Annotated in this window: 1 protein-coding gene; it reads right to left on the minus strand. The window is 66.3% G+C overall.

Features of this window, described 5'->3' with window-relative positions:
• The coding region (locus tag AC1DY5_RS57630; protein WP_478123041.1) for a hypothetical protein at positions 1 to 581 on the minus strand (581 nt) is incomplete at its 3' end.
• Between the last annotated feature and the right edge of the window lie 154 nt (positions 582 to 735).

Raw genomic sequence — 735 nt, forward strand, 5'->3', positions numbered from 1 at the left:
GTCAAGAGCAGGTCGCCAACGGAATGCGAGACCCGAATGCCGATCTCATGCAGGCCTTTGGGAGCCGGAAACGCGGGGCGCTGCCCGGGCGGCAACAGGGACTCCTGAAACTCCTGGGTGCGGGCCGTGCCGAAGGCGGTCGAGAATCGCTCGGAGAACGCGTTCCAGGCGATGCGATCACCGCGGTCCGGCATGATTTCGTTGATGCGAGCCCAACCGCCCATGTTCTCGATCGCTCGGCACAGCATCGGACCCGTCGCCTCCAGCTTCGGGGCGTCATACGGGCCAACGCGGGACACCAGGAGATACAGGCGCTCCAGCGCAGTCTCTTCCTCGACGAATGTGGGATCGAGCGCCTTGCGCAGATCCGCGACCGTCGGCGCCTTGCGACTGTTCGTGGAGACCCAGTTCAAGAGAAACTGCGTGGTCGCCGCCGGCCCAAATGCCTCGATCGCTGCGAGCCACGCCGTGACCTCGAGGTCGTTGAGCTCATGTCGGCATGCAGCGCAGGCCTGTACGGCCGTCTCGAGGACGCTGGCGATCTCTTCCTGCACGCTCAGGTTCGCTTGAGGGCCGCTCATCCTGCAGCTCCTGGGGCGCCGGCACCGCGGCTGAAGCCGAACCCGCGCGGAGGAAATCCGCCTGGCGCCGGCCGCGTGACCAGCTTTGCCTCCGCGTCCTGAACCTCGTTCTGGGTACCGAAGCGCTTCGCGAGCACCCGGTCCACGGAAGACT

Source organism: Variovorax sp. P4_D9 (genome assembly GCF_056401695.1).